The 16,479-nt window shown below is 71.7% G+C and carries 15 protein-coding genes; 7 read left to right on the forward strand and 8 right to left on the reverse strand.

Annotated features, from left to right (window positions below):
* Window positions 1-65: 65 nt before the first annotated feature.
* From AB0C82_RS07755 to AB0C82_RS07765, 3 genes are all read left to right on the forward strand, one after another.
* Window positions 66-770, forward strand: a complete 705-nt coding sequence (locus tag AB0C82_RS07755) for a hypothetical protein (protein WP_362837453.1) — start codon at window positions 66-68, stop codon at window positions 768-770.
* 82 nt (window positions 771-852) lie between these two features.
* Window positions 853-1,371, forward strand: coding sequence for a GNAT family N-acetyltransferase (locus AB0C82_RS07760; RefSeq protein WP_362837455.1), 519 nt, complete (start codon window positions 853-855; stop codon window positions 1,369-1,371).
* 107 nt (window positions 1,372-1,478) lie between these two features.
* On the forward strand, window positions 1,479-1,727 hold the full coding sequence (locus tag AB0C82_RS07765; protein ID WP_362837457.1) for a hypothetical protein: 249 nt from the start codon (window positions 1,479-1,481) through the stop codon (window positions 1,725-1,727).
* Window positions 1,728-1,823: 96 nt separating this feature from the next.
* Here AB0C82_RS07765 and AB0C82_RS07770 read toward each other — a convergent pair whose 3' ends face one another.
* A complete protein-coding gene (locus AB0C82_RS07770) occupies window positions 1,824-3,431 on the reverse strand; it encodes an AMP-binding protein (protein WP_362837459.1) in 1,608 nt (535 codons plus the stop codon).
* Window positions 3,428-5,104, reverse strand: a complete 1,677-nt coding sequence (locus AB0C82_RS07775; protein WP_362837461.1) for an AMP-binding protein — start codon at window positions 5,102-5,104, stop codon at window positions 3,428-3,430. Before AB0C82_RS07775 ends, AB0C82_RS07770 begins: the two co-directional genes overlap by 4 nt.
* Window positions 5,105-5,245: 141 nt before the next feature.
* On the opposite strand from AB0C82_RS07775, the gene AB0C82_RS07780 reads away from it, so the two are divergent.
* Window positions 5,246-6,088, forward strand: a complete 843-nt coding sequence (locus tag AB0C82_RS07780) for a LuxR C-terminal-related transcriptional regulator (protein ID WP_362837463.1) — start codon at window positions 5,246-5,248, stop codon at window positions 6,086-6,088.
* 28 nt (window positions 6,089-6,116) lie between these two features.
* Here AB0C82_RS07780 and AB0C82_RS07785 read toward each other — a convergent pair whose 3' ends face one another.
* From AB0C82_RS07785 to AB0C82_RS07795, 3 genes are all read right to left on the reverse strand, one after another.
* Window positions 6,117-7,241 carry a winged helix DNA-binding domain-containing protein gene (locus tag AB0C82_RS07785; protein ID WP_362837465.1) on the reverse strand — a complete coding sequence of 375 codons (1,125 nt, stop codon included), beginning with the start codon at window positions 7,239-7,241 and terminating at the stop codon, window positions 6,117-6,119.
* A gap of 75 nt (window positions 7,242-7,316) precedes the next feature.
* Window positions 7,317-8,372 (reverse strand): glutathione S-transferase C-terminal domain-containing protein, encoded by a 1,056-nt coding sequence (locus AB0C82_RS07790; RefSeq protein WP_362837467.1) that lies wholly within the window; start codon window positions 8,370-8,372, stop codon window positions 7,317-7,319.
* The gene (locus AB0C82_RS07795) at window positions 8,369-9,877 is read right to left on the reverse strand and encodes an MFS transporter (protein ID WP_362837469.1); all 1,509 of its coding nucleotides are present in this window, start codon (window positions 9,875-9,877) and stop codon (window positions 8,369-8,371) included. Before AB0C82_RS07795 ends, AB0C82_RS07790 begins: the two co-directional genes overlap by 4 nt.
* Window positions 9,878-10,046: 169 nt before the next feature.
* On the opposite strand from AB0C82_RS07795, the gene AB0C82_RS07800 reads away from it, so the two are divergent.
* Window positions 10,047-12,452, forward strand: coding sequence for an endonuclease/exonuclease/phosphatase family protein (locus tag AB0C82_RS07800; protein ID WP_362837471.1), 2,406 nt, complete (start codon window positions 10,047-10,049; stop codon window positions 12,450-12,452).
* A 12-nt stretch (window positions 12,453-12,464) separates the two neighbouring features.
* Here the strand turns inward: AB0C82_RS07800 and AB0C82_RS07805 are convergent, their stop codons facing one another.
* The 3 genes from AB0C82_RS07805 to AB0C82_RS07815 are packed head-to-tail and all read right to left on the reverse strand — an operon-like array spanning window position 12,465 to window position 14,901.
* Window positions 12,465-13,385: an alpha/beta hydrolase gene (locus AB0C82_RS07805; RefSeq protein ID WP_362837473.1), complete on the reverse strand. Its 921-nt coding sequence runs from the start codon at window positions 13,383-13,385 to the stop codon at window positions 12,465-12,467.
* A gap of 17 nt (window positions 13,386-13,402) precedes the next feature.
* Window positions 13,403-14,671 (reverse strand): beta-ketoacyl-[acyl-carrier-protein] synthase family protein, encoded by a 1,269-nt coding sequence (locus AB0C82_RS07810; protein WP_362837475.1) that lies wholly within the window; start codon window positions 14,669-14,671, stop codon window positions 13,403-13,405.
* Entirely contained in the window at window positions 14,668-14,901 is a 234-nt protein-coding gene (locus AB0C82_RS07815) for an acyl carrier protein (protein WP_362837477.1), read from the reverse strand. Before AB0C82_RS07815 ends, AB0C82_RS07810 begins: the two co-directional genes overlap by 4 nt.
* 230 nt (window positions 14,902-15,131) lie before the next feature.
* Here AB0C82_RS07815 and AB0C82_RS07820 point away from each other — a divergent pair, with 230 nt between their 5' ends.
* Together AB0C82_RS07820 and AB0C82_RS07825 are read left to right on the forward strand one after the other, a co-directional pair.
* A complete protein-coding gene (locus AB0C82_RS07820) occupies window positions 15,132-15,578 on the forward strand; it encodes a nitroreductase family deazaflavin-dependent oxidoreductase (protein WP_362837479.1) in 447 nt (148 codons plus the stop codon).
* A 47-nt stretch (window positions 15,579-15,625) separates the two neighbouring features.
* The gene (locus tag AB0C82_RS07825) at window positions 15,626-16,357 is read left to right on the forward strand and encodes a nitroreductase family protein (protein WP_362837481.1); all 732 of its coding nucleotides are present in this window, start codon (window positions 15,626-15,628) and stop codon (window positions 16,355-16,357) included.
* Window positions 16,358-16,479 lie beyond the last annotated feature (122 nt).

A 16,479-nucleotide genomic window follows, 5' to 3' on the forward strand; every position in this document is an offset into this window, starting at 1 on the left:
GAGAGTTCGCTCCTGGTGGACGATGGGAGTACGGAGAGCAGCAGGGGGACCGGAGGGGGACAGCCGTGGAGTCCGTGCCGGTGCGCTGCCCGGTCTGCCGTCGCGATCACGCGTACGTCGCGCCCGTCTATCCGTGCCCGTGCGGCGCCCCGACCGCGCCGCGACTGCTCCGCGGCGCCCCGGCGGAACCCATCACGCACCGCACGTGGAACGACGACTGGGTGACGGTGCGCTGCGCCGTCTGCGGGCGCCGCGACCAGTGGCCGCACCCGGAGCTGTGCTGCCCGTGCGGGACCGTGCTCCGCATACCCGTGCGCCCTCTGACGGCCCCCGCGCCTCCCCCGCCCGGCCCCTCGCACATTCCACTGCCGCGCACGGCCGCGCACCCGCGCCCCGCGTTCCGGCCGAAGACGATCCGCACCGCGCGCGACGCGGTCTCCGCCGCCGCGCTCTATCTGACGTGGCTCGGCTACCGCGAGGTGGTGCCGGCCCGTGAGCGCTCCTCGTCCCGCATCGACATACGCGCCGCCGGGCTGATCGCGCAGGTGGACTCCATCACCACCGCGACCGTCCTGCGCGACGTCGAGTGCCTCTGGCTGAACGCGCTGAACTCCTCGGTCGCCGGAGTCTTCTTCTCCCTCGCCGGATACGCGCCCGACGCCAGGCAACGCGCGGACGGTCTCGCGCTCCCGTTGTTCGTCATGGACCTCACGGGTACCCCGCAGCCGGTGAACAGCCCGGCGGACGAACTGATCAGCACCGGCGCCTGAGAATCCGGACCGGCAGCCGGATCCAGCCGCTCACCCTGACGAACGGTTCCCCGCCACCGGCCCCTCTCGCCATACTGATGTCATGCGTATCCGCCCCGCCCGGCGTTCCGAACTGGCCCTGCTCCAGGACATCGAACGCGCCGCAGGCGAACCGTTCCGCACCCTCGGCATGGCGGCCGTCGCGGACGACGACCCGCCGCCGCTCGGCCTGCTGGAGAGCTACCGGCGGGCCGGCCGCTCCTGGGTGGCGGCGGAGGCCCTGACGTCCGCCGCGGAGCAGCCGCTCGGCTATCTGATAGCCGACGCGGTCGACGACGCGGCGCACATCGAACAGGTGTCGGTCACACCCATGGCCGCCCGCCGCGGCATCGGGCGGGCGCTCATCGACCACCTCGCACAGTGGGCCGCGGCGCAGGACCTGCGGGCCCTGACCCTGACCACGTTCACCGACGTCCCGTGGAACGCCCCCTACTACCGACGGCTCGGCTTCCGGACCCTCACGGAGGACGAACTCACCGACGGACTGCGCGCCATCCGGACCCTGGAGAACCAACACGGCCTGGACCGGTGGCCCAGGGTCTGCATGAGGCGGGAGCTCTGAACCGCCGCCATCGGCCGGGGGATAACCGGGGGCGATAAACAGTCACGTCCGTCACAACGGGCCCGTATGAGCGGTGCGTTGTCAGTGGGGGGACGTAGAGTGAGCACATGGCCTTAACTCCTCGGCTTTCCCGCCCATCCACCCCCGCGCACGCCCCGCACGCCCCGTCAGCCGGCCCCGTCGCGCAGCCGACGGCCGCGTCCGCCGCCGAGGCGAACGAGGCCATACGCGCCCTGGTGGACGCGCGGGCCGGAGAGGACTGGTCGTCCGTGGAGTCCGCAGCGTACGAGGTACTGCTGATCGAGTGGGCCGCGGCGACCCGGGGCCTCGGCTCCGACATCATCGAGGCCGCCTGACGCCGTCCCGTCGGGACAGGGCCGGCGGCCCCTGTGGCCCTGGGCCGAAACCCGGGGCCTCGGTGACCCCGGCCGCCCGGGCCCATCCGCGGGGGCCTACTCGCCGTAGGTCTCGCGCAGTTCGATCTTCCGGACCTTGCCGCTGACGGTCATCGGGAAGGCGTCCAGGATCTCCATCCGCCGCGGAATCTTGTAGTGCGCGAGCCGCTCCCGGCAGTACGCGGTGACGTCGTCGAGGGTCGGCGGGTCGGCCGGGTCCCGGGCGATGACGCAGGCCAGGATCTCCTCGCCATACTTCGCGTCCGGTACGCCCACCACCTGTACGTCGGCGATCTTCGGGTGACCGTGGAGGAACTCCTCGATCTCCCGTGGGTACACGTTCTCCCCACCCCGGATGATCATGTCCTTGATCCGGCCGACGATCCGGACGTAGCCGTCCTCGCGCATCTCCGCCAGGTCACCGGTGTGCATCCAGCGCCCGGCGTCGACCACTTCGGCCGTCCGTTCGGGCTGCTCCCAGTAGCCGAGCATCACGCTGTAGCCACGGGTGCAGAGCTCGCCCGACTCGCCGCGCCTCAGCGTCACACCGGTCACCGGGTCGGTCACCTTCACCTCGATGTGCGGCATCACCCGGCCGACCGTGCCCGTACGGCGATCGAGATCGTCGTCGCGGCGGGTCTGGGTGGAGACGGGCGAGGTCTCCGTCATCCCGTAACAGATCGACACCTCCGCCATGTGCATCTCGGCGACGACCCGCTTCATCACCTCCACCGGGCAGGGAGATCCGGCCATGATGCCGGTACGGAGCGAGGAGAGGTCGTACGAGGCGAAGTCAGGCAGGTCCAACTCCGCGATGAACATGGTCGGCACGCCGTACAGAGAGGTGCAGCGCTCCTGCTGGACGGCCGCGAGCACCGCCGCCGGCTCGAAGGCGGGCGCGGGGATCACGATGCAGGCCCCGTGCGAGGTGGCCGCGAGATTTCCCATGACCATGCCGAAGCAGTGGTAGAAGGGCACGGGCAGGCAGACCCGGTCCTCCTCGGTGTAGGCGATCATCTCGCCCACGAAGAAGCCGTTGTTGAGGATGTTGTGGTGGGAGAGCGTGGCGCCCTTCGGGAAGCCCGTGGTCCCCGAGGTGTACTGGATGTTGATCGGGTCGTCGCAGGACAGCCCGGCTTCGCGAGCCGCCAGCTCGTCGTGGGTGACGGTCCCCGCACCCGCCGTCAGCTCGTCCCACGACGGGTCGCCGATGTAGTGGACCGCGTGGAGCGACGGGCAGGTGGCACGGACCTGGCCGACGAGGGCCCGGTAGTCGCTCGTACGGTGGGAGAGCGAGGCGACCAGGAGCGAGATTCCCGCCTGGTTGATCACGTACGCCAGCTCGTGCGCCCGGTAGGCCGGATTGACGTTGACCAGCACCGCGCCGACGCGGGCCGTGGCGTACTGGAGGAGCACCCACTCCGGGCAGTTGAGGGCCCAGATGCCGACCCGGTCGCCCTTGGCCACACCCGCCGCCATCAGGCCGCGCGCGAGTTCGTCCACGTCGGCGCCGAACGCGGCGTAGGTCCAGCGCCGGCCGGAGGGCACGTCGACCAGCGCCTCACGCTCGGGGAAGGACCGGACCGCCCGGGCGAGGTTCTCGCCGATGGTGTCGCCGAGGAGCGGCGTGCTTCCGGTGCCGTGTGCGTACGACAGTTCGTTCACCGCAGGTCCCCTTCGTCGAACTCGGTGCCCGTGCCCAGAGCGGTGCGCTCGCGGAGCTCGATCCGGCGGATCTTGCCCGAGACGGTCTTCGGCAGCTCGGCGAACTCCAGCCGTCGGATGCGCTTGTACGGGGCGAGGACCGCCCGGGAGTGCGCGAACAGCACCTTCGCGGTGTCGGCACCGGGTTCCCAGCCCTCCGCGAGCACGATGTACGCCTTCGGCACGGCGAGCCGGAGCGGGTCGGGGGCGGGCACGACGGCGGCCTCTGCTACCGCCTCGTGCTCCAGCAGGGCGCTCTCCAGCTCGAAGGGCGAGATCTTGTAGTCGGAGGCCTTGAACACGTCGTCGGCGCGGCCGACGTACGTGATGTAGCCGTCCTCGTCGCGCGCGCCGATGTCGCCGGTCCGGTAGTAGCCGCCCGCCATGGCCTCGGCCGTGCGCTCCGGGTCGCCGTGGTAGCCCGTCATCAGGCCGACCGGAGCCGACGACAGATCGAGGGAGATCTCACCCTCGGCCGCGCCGGGTTCACCGGAGACCGGGTCGAGGAGTACGACGTCGAAGCCGGGGCTGGGGCGGCCCATCGAGCCGGCCTTGAGCAGCTGGCCGGGGGTGTTGGCCACCTGGACCGCCGTCTCCGTCTGGCCGAAGCCGTCGCGGATGGTGACGCCCCATTCCCGCCGGACGGTCTCGATGACCTCCGGGTTGAGCGGCTCGCCGGCCGCGACCACCTCGCGCGGCGGTGTCTTCAGCTGCGAGAGGTCGGCCTGGATGAGCATCCGCCACACGGTGGGCGGCGCACAGAAGCTGGTCACTGCCGAGCGGTCCATCTCCGCCATCAGCCGGCCCGCGTCGAAACGGGTGTAGTTGAAGATGAAGACGGTGGCCTCGGCCGTCCACGGCGCGAACAGGTTCGACCAGGCGTGCTTGGCCCAGCCGGGCGAGGAGATGTTGAGGTGGACGTCTCCGGGCTTCAGTCCGATCCAGTACATCGTCGACAAGTGACCCACAGGGTAGGAGACGTGGGTGTGCTCGACGAGTTTGGGCCGGGCGGTGGTGCCGGAGGTGAAGTAGAGCATCAGCGTCTCGTCGGCCCGGGTCGGGCGGTCCGGCGCGAAGGTCGCGGGCTGCTCGTCCGCGTCGCCGTAGGAGAGCCAGCCGTCGACCTCGGCGCCCACCGCGATCCGTGTGTAGTCGCCGGGCACCTCGCCGAACTTGGCCGCGTCCTCCGCCCGGACGAGGACATGGCGCACCCGGCCGCGTTCGACGCGGTCGCGCAGGTCGGCGGGGCCGAGGAGCGGGGTGGCGGGGATGAGGACGGCACGCAGCTTCATCGCGGCGAGGGCCGTCTCCCACAGCTCGCTCTGGTTGCCGAGCATGACGAGGATGCGGTCTCCCTCGCGTACACCCCGGGCCTTCAGCCAGTTCGCGGCCCGGTTCGACCGGGCGGACATCTGCGCGAAGGAGACCTCCGTACGGTGGCCGTCCTCCTCCACGATGTGCAGCGCGGTGCGGTCGTTGCCCTCGGCGATGACGTCGAACCAGTCCAGCGCCCAGTTGAAGTGCTCGGACCGGGGCCAGCTGAAGCCCTCGTACGCCCGCGCGTAGTCCTCGCGGTGTTCGAGCAGAAAGTCCCGGGCGGCCCGGAACGTCTCCGTCGCACTCGTTGCCGACATGTGCCCTCCTCGTTGCGGACCGGACCGGTCGCTTGACATCATGTGAAAGGTGACCCAGATCTCACTACCCCCGAACGGGGGGAGAGTCCGACGCGTGTCTTCGGGACGGGTGAAATTACGGACGGGGCGGAGGGCTTCGGCGTGCCGGAACCCGGCGAGGCGGTCGAGATGCGCGCGGCGCTTCTGAGGCTGCGCCGGACCAGCGGACTCCCCGTCGTGTTCGGCGGGCTCCTCCACGACGTCCGACACGCCAGGATCGCCGAACTGAACGGGGCCCGGACGGCCGCGCTGCGCGGACTCGTCATCTCCGCGGGCAGCGGCCTCGGCGGCAAGGCGATCGCCCTGTCCCGCCCGTGCGCGGTGACCGACTACCCCTCGTCGCGGCACATCAGTCACGAATACGACACCGCTGTGGCGGCGGAGGGTCTGCGCTCGGTCGTCGCGGTCCCCGTCGTCGTGCGCCGCAGGGTGCGCGGCGTGCTGTACGGGGCGCTGCGGGATCCGCTCACTCTCGGGGACCGTACGTTCGCGGCGGCGGTTTCGGCGGCCCGCGATGTGGAACAGGCCCTGGTCGTCCGGGACGAGGTGCAACAGCTCCTGGCGGCCACCCGGGAGCAGGTGGCCGACCCGGACGCGCCGCCGGGCTCCTGGGAACACGTCCGGGACGTGCACCAGGAGCTGCATGCGCTGGCGCCGAAGATCCTCGACCGGGCGCTGCGCGACGAACTGCTCGCGGTCTGCGGGCGGCTGGCCGCGGCGACCGGCGCCCGCACCCCGTCGGCCCACCGGGTGGTGCTGGCCCCCCGCGAGGTGGACGTCCTCACCTGTGTGGCGACCGGGGCGACGAACGCGGTGGCGGCGCAGCGTCTCGGGCTGCGGCCCGAGACGGTGAAGGGCTACCTGCGTTCGGCGATGCGGAAACTGGGCGCCCACACCCGCCTGGAGGCGGTGGTGGCGGCGCGCCGAGCGGGTCTGCTGCCCTAGGCCGGGCCCGGTCGGCGGTCTGGTCACCTCACCGGTCACCGAAGTCGACGAAGGAGGCGAACCGCACGTCGTAAGCGGTCGCGTCCGTCATCACCGACAACATCCCGGCGGCCTCCCCCGTGATCTCCTCGCGTTGCGCGCCGCTGAGCCGCCCGAGTGCCTGCACCGTGACGGTGGCCGCGTCCCCGGCCGTGTCCAGGCGCCAGATCGCGGCGAGGAATCCGTCGACGAGGAGGCTCCCGTACGACTGGTTCCCCTTGCCGTTGCGCCCCTTGTACGGGGGCGGGATGACGCGGGAGCGGTCCGCGTGGCCGAGCAGCACGTTGTCGAACTCCGGCAGGAAGCGCGGCGCGGCCGGGGTGTCCGGATCCGGGCGCGGCGCGTCCGGGAGGTCGAAGAGCTCGACGCCGTGTTCGTCGCGGAAGGTGAGGAGCCCGGGCCGCAGCCGCTCGAACACCTCGCGCAGCCGGGTCAGTCCGGCCCACACCTGCATGTCCTTCACGGAAGCGGGGCCGAAGGCCGCCAGATAGCGCAGGACGGTCGCGTCGGGTGCGGGAGCCGGCTCCGACGGGCGGCCGAGCCAGTGCTCGGCGGTCGTGAGCGCGACCTGTCCGCTGCGCCCCCACAGCCCGCGGGGGGTGACCTGTACGAGGGGCAGGCGGCAGCGGGCGGCGATGGTCAGGGCCGGCGGGTCGGCGTCCGGCCAGTGGCCGAGCAGGATCTCGCGCAGCTCCTTCATCGTGCGGGGGCGCTCCTCGACGAGTTCCTTGCTGATCGCCGCGAGCCGGTCGAGGTCCACGCCTGCGAGCCCGGCCCGGAACTCGTTCAGTTCGCGTTCGCGAGCGGCCTGGACGAGGGGGCGCAGGGTGAGTGCGTCGTCGGCGGTGTGGGTGTGGATGGTCGAGCGGAGGGTGACGATGCGGACGACCTCACGGGACTCCATCAGGGCCGAGAGGCGGTCGGGCCGGAAGCCGTCGAGGCGGGCGTGGAGCTGGAAGTACGGCGGCCTGGTGTTCTGCGCCTGGAGCCCGAGGAGGTGTGCGACCGCCTCCTTCGCCGGCATGGCGCTGCGGCGCAGGAGCAACTGGCGTTCCAGCGTGGCGCGGTTGAGCGCGCGGCTGGAGAGCACGGGGGCGTTCGTCTTCGCGGCCATGTACGCACGCTACGCGGCGTTGCGGTCAGCTTCGGTCCGCGACCGCGAACCCGTGTACGTCACCCTGCTCCGGGGTCAGGGACGTCCTGGCGCCGGAACCTGCTCGCCCACCGGTACGGGCCCCGGTGCGGTGCCGTCGCCGAACGGGCTGCCGCCCAGCTCCTCCCGGTGGTGCGGGGTCAGCCAGCCGGAGAGATCAGGGCCGACGGGCACGATGCCCGTGGGGTTGATGCCCGTCTGCACCCGGTAGTAGTGCTGCTTGATGTGGTCGAAGTCGACCGTGTCACCGAATCCCGGTGTCTGGAAGAGGTCGCGGGCGTAGGCCCACAGAACGGGGTCCTCGGTGAGCTTCGAGCGGTTGCACTTGAAGTGACCGTGGTAGACGGCGTCGAAGCGCACCAGCGTGGTGAACAGTCGGATGTCCGCCTCGGTGACGGTGTCGCCGACCAGATAACGCCGGTCCGCCAGGCGCTCGGACACCAGGTCGAGGCGGCGGAACACATCGGCGTACGCGCTCTCGTACTCCTTCTGGCCGTCGGCGAAGCCGGCCCGGTAGACGCCGTTGTTGACGTCTCGGTAGATGCCCGCCATGACCTCGTCGATCTCCTCGCGGAGCGCTTCCGGGTAGAGGTCGGGGGCACCGTCCCGGTGCAGCGCGGACCACTCCGTGGCGAAGTCCAGGGTGATCCGCTGGTAGTCGTTGGTGACGAGCCGGCGGCTCGGCACGTCGACGATCGCGGGCACGCTCACCCCGCCGGGGTAGTCGCGTTCCCGGGCGTCGTACGCCTCGCTGAGGAAGCGGATGCCGAGGACCGGGTCCTTGCCGTCCTCGTCCAGGGTGAAGCGCCAGCTGCGGTCGTCCTGCACCGGGTCGGCGACGGCGAGCGACACGGCGCCCTCCAGGCCCAGGAGGCGGCGTGAGACGAGGGCGCGGCTCGCCCAGGGGCAGGCACGGCTGACGACCAGCCGGTAGCGGCCCGGCTCCACCGGCCAGCCGTCGCGGCCGTCGGCCGTGATGCGGTCGGCGAAGTGGCTGCGGGACCGCTTGAAGGGCTTGCGGCCGTACGAGGAGTTCCCGTCGGACCCCTCGCCCGCGGACCGGGACCCGGACGGGTTCTTGTCGTTGTTCATGGCTCGGTTCTCCCTGTGTCGACGGACTCCTTCGTACGACTCCTGCCCCGTCGGGTGGCCCGCACATCGGCGAGGGCGACGATCAGGCCGGCCAGGACGAAGGCGACCGAGACGAGGAGCCCGTGGTCGTAGGCGGTGGCCCAGCCGTCGGGGCCCACCTGGGCGAAGAACACCGCGCCGACCGCGGCGATGCCGATCGCGGATCCGACGCGCTGGCCGGTCTGGAGGGTGCCCCCGGCGCTGCCCGCGCCGGCCACGGGTACCTCCGAGAGTGTGAGGGTCTGGTTGGGCGCGATGACCAGGCCGCTGCCGAGGCCCGCCAGCAGCAGCGGGGACGCCATCGCCCATCCGGCGTTCGTCCCGGGTACGAGGTGCACGGCGAGTGCGGTGAGGGCGAGTCCGACCGCCACCATCGTGAGTCCGACGACGACGAGGGGCCGCCCGAAGCGGCCGACCAGCCGGCCGCCGATGGTCGCGCTGAGGCCGGAGCCCAGGGCGAACGGCGTGACGGCGAGTCCCGCCTGGAGTGCGGAGTAGTGCTGGCCCGACTGGAGGTAGAGCGTGGTGACGAAGAAGATCGAGGTGAACCCGGCGAAGTACAGGAGGATCAGCAGACAGCCGAGCCAGTAGGACCGCAGGCGGAAGAGCGCGAGGTTCAGGACCGGCTGTGTGGAGCGCCTGGGACACCGGGACTCCCAGCTGACGAACGCCGCGAGCAGGGCGGCCGCCAGGAGCAGGAGCAGCCATTTGGCGTTGCCCTGCCACTGCTGGGCCTGTACGAAGGGGAGGAGCAGGGCGAGCACGGCCGCGCCGAGGAGCAGTACGCCGACGGGGTCGAGGTCACGCGCCCGCACGGGCGCCGCCGACGGGGTGTCCGGGAGCAGCCGCCTGGCCAGCAGGAGGCAGACGATGCCGAGCGGCAGATTGACGTAGAACACCCATCGCCAGCCCTCCTCCGCCCCGGCCATCTCGATCAGCAGACCGCCGAGCAGCGGGCCGACGGCCGTCGAGATGCCGACGACCGTGCCGAACATGCCGAAGGCCCGGCCGCGCTCCCGGCCGGAGAACATCTGCTGGATCAGTGCGGAGATCTGCGGGGAGATCAGCCCGCCGGCGAGCCCTTGGACCAGTCGGGCGATCACGAGCCAGAGGCTGGACTGCGCGGCGCCGCAGGCGGCCGACGCGAGGGTGAACAGGGCGAGTCCCGCCATGAACACCACACGCCTGCCCCGGGCGTCGCCGAGACGGCCCGCCGGGATGAGAAGGAGTCCGAACGCGAGCGCGTAGCCGGACAGCACCCACTGGAGGTCGGATTCGGGGGTGTCGAGGCCCTCCCTGATGGACGGCAGCGCCACATTGACGATGGACACGTCCAGGAGGGTCATGAAACCGGCCACCAGACAGACGCCGAGCGCCTTCCAGCGGCGAGGGTCGGGGGCGCCGGAACCTGGGGTTTCCGCACCGGGGCGGGAGCCCTTTCCCGGGTGCGCCGCACTGTCTGCCATGTCTCGCACCCTAGAGCCCCGACGGCTGTCGGGCGGCCTGCGGCACCCGAATCGGGGCGTCCTGGGAGTCGAACACCTCTACGATGCGCGGAATTAACCTCTGATGCCTTGTCACGCCCGTTCTACGCGCATAGCTTTTGCTCTCACTACATAGTTGGGGGCTCCACACGTGCACATATCCAGACACGGTTCCGCTCTGCTCGCCGGCGCCGTCGCCGTCACCCTCTCGGTGACCGCTCTGCCTGCCGCCTTCGCGGCCCCGTCCCCGACCGCCGTGATCTCCGAGGTCTACGGCGGCGGCGGCAACTCGGGTGCGACCCTCACCCGCGACTTCATCGAACTGGCCAACGCCGGGGCCGCGCCGTACGGCCTCTCGGACTTCAGCGTGCAGTACCTTCCGGCCACGCCGTCCGCCGGTTCCCTGTGGCAGGTGACCCCGCTCACCGGGTCCATCGCCCCCGGCGGCCGCTACCTCGTCGCCCAGGCGGCCGGCACGGGCGGCACCGTGGCGCTGCCGACGCCCGACGCCACGGGCACGGTCGCGATGTCCGCCTCCGGCGGCTCCGTCGCGCTCGTCTCCGGCACCGCTCCCCTGACGTGCAAGACGGCCGCCGACTGCGCCGTCGACACCAGGATCGTGGACCTCGTCGGTTACGGCTCCGCCGTCGTGCGCGAGGCCGCCCCGGTGACCGGCGCGTCCGCCACCGCCTCCGTGGCGCGCGGCACCGCCCTCGCCGACACCGACGACAACGCCGCCGACCTCACGGCCGGCGCGCCCAGTCCGGTCAACGCCGCCGGCGAGTCGTCCGGCGGAACGGGCCCCGGCCCCGGCGACCCGGGCAACCCGACCGAGCCCGGCACCGTCCGGGTGCACGACATCCAGGGCGCGACCCGCCTGTCGCCGCTCGCCGGCCAGTCGGTGACCGGCGTCCCCGGCGTCGTCACCGCGGTACGGACCTCCGGTTCGCGCGGCTTCTGGATCCAGGACACCGCTCCGGACTCCGACGCCCGTACCGGCGAGGGCCTGTTCGTCTACACCGGCAGCTCCGCGCCCACCGTCGCCGTCGGCGACTCGGTACTGGTCAGCGGAAAGGTCGCGGAGTACTACCCGGCCGCCACCACCCAGTCACTCACCCAGCTCACCGCTCCGAAGACCACCGTGCTGTCCTCGGGCAACCCGCTGCCCGCCGCTGTCGTCCTCGACGCGGCCTCGGTGCCCGGCGCCTACGCACCCACGGCGAACGGCGGCTCGATCGAGGCGCTGCCGCTCGACCCGGCGGCGTACGCCCTCGACCTGTACGAGGCGCTCGAAGGCACCCGGGTGCGCATCGCCGACACCCGTGTCACCGGGGCGACCACCGCGTACGACGAGATCTGGGTGACGGTCAAGCCCGAGGAGCAGCCGACGGCGCGCGGCGGCACGCTCTACGCCTCGTACGCCGACCAGAACACCGGCCGTATCAAGGTGCTGTCGCTCGACGCCGCCCAGCCCGTTCCGGTCGCGGACGTGGGCGACGTGCTGTCCGGCACCACCACCGGTGTCATGGACTACGCGTCCTTCGGCGGCTACAACCTGCAGGCCACCGAGCTCGGCACGCTCACCGACAACGATCTGCGGCGCGAGGTCACCCGCCCGCAGCGCGGCAACGAGCTGGCCGTGGCCACGTACAACGTGGAGAACCTGGACGCGCTCGACGACCAGGCGAAGTTCGACACGCTCGCCGCGGGTGTCGCCGTCAACCTCTCCTCGCCCGACGTGCTGTCGCTGGAGGAGATCCAGGACGACAACGGCGCGGTCAAGGACGGCGCCGTCGGCTCCGAGGCGACGCTGAAGCGGTTCACCGACGCGATCGTCGCGGCGGGCGGCCCCCAGTACGCGTGGCGCTACGTCGCTCCCGAGGACGGCAAGGACGGCGGCGAGCCGGGTGGCAACATCCGCAACGTCTTCCTCTTCAACCCCGAGCGGGTCGACTTCGTGGACCGCGCGGGCGGCGACGCGACCACCCCCGTGACGGTGGTGGACACCAAGAAGGGCGCCACGCTCTCGGTGTCCCCCGGGCGGATCAACCCGGCGAGCAGCGCGTGGGCCGACAGCCGCAAGCCGCTGGTCGGTGAGTTCCGCTTCCACGGCAAGCCGGTCTTCGTCATCGCCAACCACTTCACGTCCAAGGGCGGCGACCAGCCTCTGCACGGCCGCAACCAGGAGCCGGAGCGCAGTTCGGAGACCAAGCGGGTGCAGCAGGCCGCCGAGGTCAACACCTTCGTCAAGTCGCTGCTCTCGGCCGACAGGTCGGCGCGCGTGGTGACCCTCGGGGACCTCAACGACTTCGCGTTCTCGCCCACGATGGACGCGCTGACGGACGGCAGGGTGCTCAGGCCGCTCATCACGACGCTGCCCGCGAGCGAGCAGTACAGCTACGTGTTCGACGGCAACTCGCAGACGCTGGACCACATCCTGACCAGCCCTGCCGTGAGCCGCTTCGACTACGACGTGGTGCACATCAACGCCGAGTTCGCCGACCAGGCGAGCGACCACGACCCGCAGATCGTCCGTATGCAGGTCAACAAGCGCTGATTCCCGGCACCGTCACCGGGCCGCGCGGGACACCACCACGTCGCGCGCGGCCCGGTCCTGCTTCGGGAGGGCCGCCGGACGGTCCCGTTCGAGCGGCCGGTCGGTGAAGAACCGGGTGACGAGCTCGGCGACGTCGTCGGGCCGCTCCAGGACCACCCAGTGGTCGGACCGGTCGATCGTGAGGAAGCGGCTGCCCTCGATCGTCGCCGCGAATGCCCGCTGGCGCTCGGGCGAGGTCACCGTGTCGTGCTCCCCGGCGAAGACCAGCGCGGGCACCCCGGACAGCCCGCCGGAGAAGTCGGGCCGGTCCCCGAGCGCCCGGCGCAGGGTCTCCGGGGCGTGCGGCGAGTGGGTGAGCGCATGGAGGAAGGAGCGCCGGACGTAGCGCCTGGCGAGCTCCCTGCGGTGCACCGGGCGTTCCGGATCCAGGCACATCAGTCCGTCGGCGGCGAGCCTCGCGAACCCTTCCGTGTCCCCCAGGGCCAGCCGCTCCGACGCCTGCCGCCAGTACCGGATCCGGTCCTCCCCGATGTGCGCGGGGACTCCGCCGAGCACCAGCCTCGCGATCCGGCCCGGGTTGCGCTGTGCGCACCCGAAGGCGATCGCCGCGCCGTAGGAGAAACCGAAGAGGTTCACCCTCGGCACGTCCAGGCTGTCGATGATCCCTGTCACCGCGTCGATCACTGTGTCCGCCGCGGGGCCCGGCGGGAGGGGGTCCGCCGTGCCCATGCCGGGCAGGTCGGCGGTGACCACGTCGGCGTGGGGGCCGAGGTGGTCGTCCATCTGCGGCCAGCCGAACATGCCCTGGAGCGCCCCGCCCAGCACGATGACGGGCTCGGTGCCCGGTCCGCCGTGCGGGGTGGTGCGCGGCAGGACGCGGTAGCCGTAACGGAGCCCGTTCACCGACAGGGACCGGATGATCTCCTCGGACATGGTGGGTGTTCCTCCCGTCACTTGGTGAGCACGAGCGCCGCGTTGTGGCCGCCGAATCCGAGCGAGGTCTTGACCGCGCAGTCGAAGGCGGCGGACCTGGCCTCCTTGCTCACCACCTCGACGGGGATCCCCGGGTCGGGGGCGTCGAGGTTGGCGGTGGGCGGCACCAGCTGCCGCTGGAGGGCGAGGACGGTCAGCGCGGTCTCGATGCCGCCCGCCGCACCGAGAGCGTGCCCGGTCCTGGCCTTGGTGGAGGTGACGAGGGGGTGTCCGCCCAGCACCCGGTGGAGCATGGTCGCCTCGATCAGGTCGTTGGCGACCGTCGAGGTGCCGTGGGCGTTGACGTGGCCGATGTCGCCCGCCCCCACGCCCGCGTCCGCCAGTGCGGTGCGCAGCGCCCGTTCGATCCCGAGACCGTCGGGGTCGGGGGCGACGGCGGAGTGGGCGTCGCTGGACGCCCCGTAACCGGCGACGTGCGCGCGGACGACGGCGCCGCGGGCCCGTGCGTGCTCGGGGTGCTCCATGACGAGGAGCCCGGCGCCCTCGCCGACGACGAAGCCGTCGCGATGGGTGTCGAAGGGGCGGCAGGCCGCCCCCGGGTCGTCCCTGCGGATGGAGACGGCCTTCATCTGGCAGGCGCTCGCGATCAGCAGCCGGGAGCAGACCGATTCGGCGCCCCCCGCGACGACGATGTCGCAGGCACCTGAGCGGAGCATCTGGTGGGCGGTGCCGATGGCGACGGTGCCGGAGGAACAGGCGGTGGAGACGGCCTGGCTCGGTCCGTGCACCCCGAGGTCCATGGCGACGCTGCTCGCCGCGCCGTTGACGACGGTGAGCGGGGCGAGCTTCGGGGAGACCCGCCGGGCGCCGCGTTCGGTGAGGGCGGTGTGCTGCTGGTCGTAGAAGGGCAGCCCGCCGTGTGCCGAGCCGATGACGACGGCGACCCGGCCGCTGTCCCAGACCGAGGGGTCGAGTCCGGCGTCGGCGACGGCCTCGCGGGCGGCGATCACCGCGAGCTGCGCGAAGCGGTCCATCAGCCGCTGGGTGGCCACGCCGAGCACGGCCCGTGTGTCGAGGCCGGGCACGGTGTACATGAAGTCGCAGGGCAGGCCCTCCAGTTCGGGCTGCTGCTGGACGGACGGCACGGCCGCGGGGTCGCAGACCCCGTGCCAGGCCGCGTCCGCGCCGACGCCTGCGGCGGTGACGAGTCCGATGCCGGTGACGGCGGCGGCGAACGGTTCCAGGTGCGGCCTGGTCCAGGACGAGGTGGCCCTGCGGGCCGTCACGCGGTGGCCTTGCCGTGCACGGCGGCGACGAGCCGGCCCACGGTGTCGCGCGAGGTGAGCGCGACGTCTTCCAGGTCGATGTCCATGCGGTCCTCGATCAGGAGCCGCAGCTCCTCCAGCGCCAGTGAGTCCAGGCGCAGTTGCCGGAGCGGCACGTCGGGGCGGATGGCGAGGGGGTCGGTTCCGAACTTCGTCACCAGCAGGGTGGTGATCTCTTCCGATGTGCTCATGGGGCGCTCCTCCGCAGTCGTACGCGGTGACGCCGGCCGCGTGGGGTTGGGGACAGTGCCATCGGGGGCGCCGGCTGCTCCGGAGGGACCCTTTATACGCCTTCACGGGCCGCGCGCGGCCTCGCGTTCCCCCGTGAGGTGGGGGGACGACCAGGTGTACGAATCCCCGCTCCGGTCCGGCGGGATGACACGATGGGCCGGCGGGGGCCTTGGAGAGGGGACGCACAGCGATGACGGCGGAACGGCACGACGACGAGGACGTTCAGGTCAGCCCGGCGACATGGGTCGCCCGGCAGGCCGAGCTGTACGAGTCGTCAGGAGGCACGAAGGGCACCACGCAGCTCGGGGTCCCCTGTCTGCTGATGGACTACGTGGGCCGGCGCAGCGGGGCCGTCCGGCGCACGGTGCTGATGTACGGACGCGACGGGGACGACTATCTGATCGTGGCGTCGAACGGCGGCTCCGACAAGCCTCCGCTCTGGTACCTGAACCTGCTGGCCGGTCCGGAGGTGGAACTGCGGGTCGGGACGGAGCGGTTCCCGGCGGTCGCCGAGACCCTCTCGGCGCAGGAGAAGGAGCGCGTCTGGCCGCACCTGGTGGACCTGTTCCCCCGGTACGCGCAATACCAGCGGGGTACCTCCCGGGACATCCCCGTGGTCCGGCTCAGGCGGCGCTGACCAACAGCGTTCCACCCGCCGGGGCTTGGCCCGTACACTCCGCGATCATGACCATGGAAACAGTTCGGGCCGACGCGTCCGTCCTCGACGGACCCGCCCTCTTCGCGACGATGTCCACGATGCGCGCCATGCGCCGCCTCAAGCCGGACGCGGTGCCTGACGAGACGCTGGAGCAGCTGATACAGGCCGCCGTCTGGGGCCCCAGCGGCGGCAACATGCAGTGTTACGAGTACGTCGTCGTCACCGACCGCGAGGTGATGGCGCGCCTCGCACCGCTGTGGAAGCGGTGCGTGGACTCCTACCTGGCGACGACCGGCAAGTACGCCCCGGCGGGCATGGACGAGGCGGCGTACGGGCGGATGGTCGCGGCCATCGAGTACCAGCGCGACCACTTCGCCGACACTCCGGCGCTGATCATCCCGTGCTACCGCTTCCCCGAGCCGCGCATCGACGAGGAGGGCCTGATCGCCTCCGCGCAGGCGCTCGGTCCGGCGGGCACCGAGCACCTGATGAGCACGCAGACGCGGTTCCAGGCGCTCGCGGAGGGTTCCTGCGTCTACCCGGGCGTACAGAACCTGCTGCTCGCCGCCCGGGCCCTGGGGCTCGCGGCGAACATCACCATCTGGCATCTGATGCTGGAGCAGGAGTGGAAGGAGGCGCTCGGGATCCCCGAGGACATGCAGACCTTCGCGGCCGTGCCTGTGGGGTGGCCGCAGGGCAACTTCGGTCCCGTGCGTCGCCGGCCGGTGGCGGACGTCATCCACCGCGACCGCTGGTAGTCCTGACGGTTAGGCCGGGCGGGCCTGTCCGCTGCCGGGCAAGGCGCCGCTTGAGAGTCAAGTGCCCTATTTATCAAGGCAGTTGACCGACACGCCGCCATCGACGCGTCATTGTCCCGCTC

This window comes from Streptomyces sp. NPDC048560 (genome assembly GCF_040650955.1).
Classification (GTDB): Bacteria; Actinomycetota; Actinomycetes; order Streptomycetales; family Streptomycetaceae; genus Streptomyces.

Coding starts and splice junctions, on each gene's coding strand:
- AB0C82_RS07825 (WP_362837481.1), top strand. CDS start 15,626: ATGACCATGGAAACAGTTCGGGCCGACGCGTCCGTCCTCGACGGACCC.
- AB0C82_RS07765 (WP_362837457.1), top strand. CDS start 1,479: ATGGCCTTAACTCCTCGGCTTTCCCGCCCATCCACCCCCGCGCACGCC.
- AB0C82_RS07790 (WP_362837467.1), bottom strand. CDS start 8,372: ATGAACAACGACAAGAACCCGTCCGGGTCCCGGTCCGCGGGCGAGGGG.
- AB0C82_RS07760 (WP_362837455.1), top strand. CDS start 853: ATGCGTATCCGCCCCGCCCGGCGTTCCGAACTGGCCCTGCTCCAGGAC.
- AB0C82_RS07815 (WP_362837477.1), bottom strand. CDS start 14,901: ATGAGCACATCGGAAGAGATCACCACCCTGCTGGTGACGAAGTTCGGA.
- AB0C82_RS07820 (WP_362837479.1), top strand. CDS start 15,132: ATGACGGCGGAACGGCACGACGACGAGGACGTTCAGGTCAGCCCGGCG.
- AB0C82_RS07805 (WP_362837473.1), bottom strand. CDS start 13,385: ATGTCCGAGGAGATCATCCGGTCCCTGTCGGTGAACGGGCTCCGTTAC.
- AB0C82_RS07795 (WP_362837469.1), bottom strand. CDS start 9,877: ATGGCAGACAGTGCGGCGCACCCGGGAAAGGGCTCCCGCCCCGGTGCG.
- AB0C82_RS07785 (WP_362837465.1), bottom strand. CDS start 7,241: ATGGCCGCGAAGACGAACGCCCCCGTGCTCTCCAGCCGCGCGCTCAAC.
- AB0C82_RS07775 (WP_362837461.1), bottom strand. CDS start 5,104: ATGTCGGCAACGAGTGCGACGGAGACGTTCCGGGCCGCCCGGGACTTT.